General features: G+C 75.9%; 4 protein-coding genes. 1 reads left to right on the plus strand and 3 read right to left on the minus strand.

Going from position 1 to position 3,027, the window contains the following annotated elements; genetic code table 11:
- Positions 1-22: 22 nt before the first annotated feature.
- Genes KS423_RS42245 through KS423_RS42250 form a run of 3 tightly spaced genes read right to left on the minus strand, consistent with a single transcriptional unit; the run spans position 23 to position 1,828 of the window.
- Positions 23-889, minus strand: a complete 867-nt coding sequence (locus KS423_RS42245; protein WP_224285016.1) for an NAD-dependent protein deacetylase — start codon at positions 887-889, stop codon at positions 23-25.
- A gap of 10 nt (positions 890-899) precedes the next feature.
- Positions 900-1,028 carry a hypothetical protein gene (locus KS423_RS47740; protein WP_263455809.1) on the minus strand — a complete coding sequence of 43 codons (129 nt, stop codon included), beginning with the start codon at positions 1,026-1,028 and terminating at the stop codon, positions 900-902.
- Positions 1,025-1,828, minus strand: a complete 804-nt coding sequence (locus tag KS423_RS42250) for a class I SAM-dependent methyltransferase (RefSeq protein ID WP_224285017.1) — start codon at positions 1,826-1,828, stop codon at positions 1,025-1,027. The genes KS423_RS47740 and KS423_RS42250 overlap by 4 nt, the downstream gene beginning before the upstream one ends.
- 340 nt (positions 1,829-2,168) lie before the next feature.
- Between KS423_RS42250 and KS423_RS42255 the strand changes: the two genes are divergently transcribed.
- The gene (locus tag KS423_RS42255; protein WP_224285018.1) at positions 2,169-2,861 is read left to right on the plus strand and encodes a Tat pathway signal sequence domain protein; all 693 of its coding nucleotides are present in this window, start codon (positions 2,169-2,171) and stop codon (positions 2,859-2,861) included.
- Positions 2,862-3,027: the final 166 nt, after the last annotated feature.

Consider the following 3,027-nt stretch of genomic DNA (forward strand, 5'->3'; position numbering starts at 1 on the left):
GCCGGCCGGCTGAGCGGGCCGGTCAGCCCGCGCCGAGCAGCCGGGCGACCTCCGTCATGGCCGGTCCCAGCGGCAGGTCGAGCCGGAGTGCGGCGAGTCCGTCCCCGCGCGTCGGCCCCTGGTTGACGATCGCGACCGGTAGCCGCGCCCGGGCGGCGCGGCGGACGAAGCGCAGCCCGGACAGGACCGCCAGGGAGGAGCCGAGGACGACCAACGAACTCGCCGCGTCGACCAGTTCGTAGCAGTGCTCGACCCGGGGCAGCGGAACGTTCTCGCCGAAGAAGACCACGTCGGGCTTGAGCACCCCGCCGCAGTCCGTGCAGGCGGCGATCCGGAAGCCGTCCACCAGCGGCTGCGGCAGCCGCGCGTCGCCGTCGGGCCTCAGCTCCGCCCCGGGCCGGCGGAAGCCCCGGTTGAGCTCCTCCAGCCGCCGGTCCAGCTCGGCCCGGGTGCTGGTGCGGCGGCAGTCGAGGCAGACCACCCGGCGGAGTCCGCCGTGCAGCTCGACGGCCTCCCGGGTGCCGGCCGCGTGGTGGAGGCCGTCCACGTTCTGGGTGATGACCGCCGCGACGTGCCCGGTCCGGCGCAGCCGGTCCACCGCGTGGTGCCCGGAGTTGGGCCGGGCCCCGGCGATCGCGGGCCAGCCGGTGTGGCTGCGGGCCCAGTAGCGGCGCCGGGCGTCCGCGCTGCCGGTGAACTCCTGGTACGTCATCGGGGTGCCGCTGCGGCGGCGGCCGGTGGCGCCGCGGTAGTCGGGGATGCCCGACTCGGTGGACAGGCCCGCCCCGCTGAGCACCACCGCACCGCGCCGGTCCAGCAGCCGTACCAGGGCTTCCAGCTCCTCCCCCGGCGGACCGGCCTGCCCGCCCGGGTGTTCGAACGCGTCCATACCGTCGAGGTTAGACCGACGGCCCGTGGTTCCCGTCGGTCAGTGCTCCGACGGTGGCGAGGACCCGCCCGGCGGAGGCCCGCACCTCGGCGAGCGGCACGGCGGACTCGGCCCCGTCGGGGTCGGTCGGCCGCGTCACGGGCGGCGCGCCCAGGCGGAGATCATCGGGGCGGTGGCCAGGTCGAGCCGGCCGGAGGCGACGTTGGCCAGGTGACGCTCGATCTCCTCCTCCGTCGCGAGCCCCTCCCGCACCAGCAGCCCGCGGATCTGCCGCACCGTCGCGTCCTCCAGGACCGCGCAGGCCGGCGAGGTGATCGGGAAGTACGCGTCGGCCCGGACGTCGACCAGGCCCGCTTCGCGCAAGGCCCTGGGCAGCGTCCGCCCGTACGCGAGGTCGGCGCCGCGTCCCGCCATCAGGGTGCGGAAGCCGGCCCGCAGCCGGTTGGCGAGGCGCTCGTCGGGGCCGGACTCGTCCGGGCAGAGCAGCGGTTGCAGGGCCGGGTCGGCGTCCTCCAGCAGCAGCCGGCCGCCGGGGCGCAGCGCCTGCACCATCCGGCGCAGGGCCTCGGCACGGTCGGCGACGTGCACCAGGACCAGCCGGGCGTGCACCAGGTCGAAGCCGCCGGGTGGCGGCGGGTCGGCCGCCACGTCGTGGCGCAGCACTTCGATCACGCCGCCGGCGGCGGGGGCGGTCCAGGAGACGTCGATGTCGGTCGCGACCACCGCACCGGTCGGGCCGACCCGCTCGGCGAGCCCGAGCGGCACCGAGGGACCACCCGCACCGACCTCCCAGCAGCGCATGCCGGGGCCGATCCCGAGGGCGTCGACGTGCCGGAAGGTCACCGGGTCGAACAGCTCGGCGAGGGCGCCGAACCGGATGCCCGCCTCCGACTGCCGGTTGTCCAGGAGGTAGCCGTGGTCGGTTTCGCGCTCAGCCATGCCGGAATTCTCGCAGGCGTCGGAGCGGGCGGGCACTCCGGCCCGTACGGCGTCGGCAGCCCGGGCCGGGCTGGGCCAAACCGTGCCGGGCTGGGCCGGGCCGGGCGCTCAGGGCTGCGGGGCCGGGCCGGTGTGTGCCGGGATGCCGAAGGCGGACCGCAGCCGACGGCATCAGCCGGTCTTGTTGACGAAAAGTCAGCAAGTTCGTCCCACTGCCTTGACGGCACGCGGTCACGGCTGGAACCTATGGACCCGGAAACGCCGCGCGCTCCCCGGTCCCCACCGCTCAGGAGCCGCGAGAGGACGTCTTCTCGCCCCTCACCGAGGAAGAGGTTTCCCCATGCGCTTCAGCCGCCACCTGGCCGTCACCGCCGCCGCCGTCTGCGCGACCACCACACTCGCGCTGGCCGCCGTACCCGCCTCCGCGTCCCCCGAGCCCCTCGCCGCCGGTCCGGTGCTCACCGCCGGGAGCGCGGGCGGCGCCGCCGTCGCCGTGGGCGACGCGCTCGCCGCGCCGCTCGCCGCGGGCACCAAGGCGACCTTCTACTCGACCGCGACCAGCACCACGGGTGTCACCTGCGCCACCTCCCAGCTCTCCGCCTCGGTGCTGAGCAACCCGGCGGCGCCGGGCAGCGCGACCGCGTCGCTGACCGGGCTGACCTTCGGCTCGTGCACCGCCAACGTCACCGGGGTCACCTCGGTGCGCAGCCTGACGGTCGGCAACCTGCCGTACGGCGTCACCGTCTCCGACGCACCCGGCCTGCCTGTCACCCTCACTGGCGGCTCCGCCGGGACGATCCAGGCCACCGCCGTGCTGGACACCTGGTTCGGCACCATCACCTGCTCCTACCAGCTGAGCGGCGCGTTCACCGGAAGCGCCGACAACGCCGCGCACAGCCTGGCCTTCCGCACCGAGCACTTCGCCAAGAGCGGCGGCTCGACGCTCTGCCCGGGCGACGGCTACTTCTCCGCGACCTACGGCCCGGTCGCCGACACCAGCCAGACGGGCAGCCCGGCGGTCTTCGTCAACTGACCGTCCCCTCCGGTGTCACCGGGGCGGGCGCGGTAGTGCTGCCGCGCCCGCCCCGGCCTCCCTCAGCCGGCCGGCTCCTCGCGCAGCCGGCGGGCGGCGCCGACCAGGTTTTCCACGGAGGCCCGGGTCTCCGCCCGGCCGCCGCTCCCCCGGACCGCTCAGGCCC

It is taken from the genome of Streptomyces sp. LS1784 (assembly GCF_020103755.1).
GTDB lineage: Bacteria > Actinomycetota > Actinomycetes > Streptomycetales > Streptomycetaceae > Kitasatospora.

Bases quoted from the DNA above. Each gene is read 5' to 3' on its own strand.
- KS423_RS42245 (WP_224285016.1), bottom strand. From the start codon at position 889: ATGGACGCGTTCGAACACCCGGGCGGGCAGGCCGGTCCGCCGGGGGAG.
- KS423_RS42250 (WP_224285017.1), bottom strand. From the start codon at position 1,828: ATGGCTGAGCGCGAAACCGACCACGGCTACCTCCTGGACAACCGGCAG.
- KS423_RS42255 (WP_224285018.1), top strand. From the start codon at position 2,169: ATGCGCTTCAGCCGCCACCTGGCCGTCACCGCCGCCGCCGTCTGCGCG.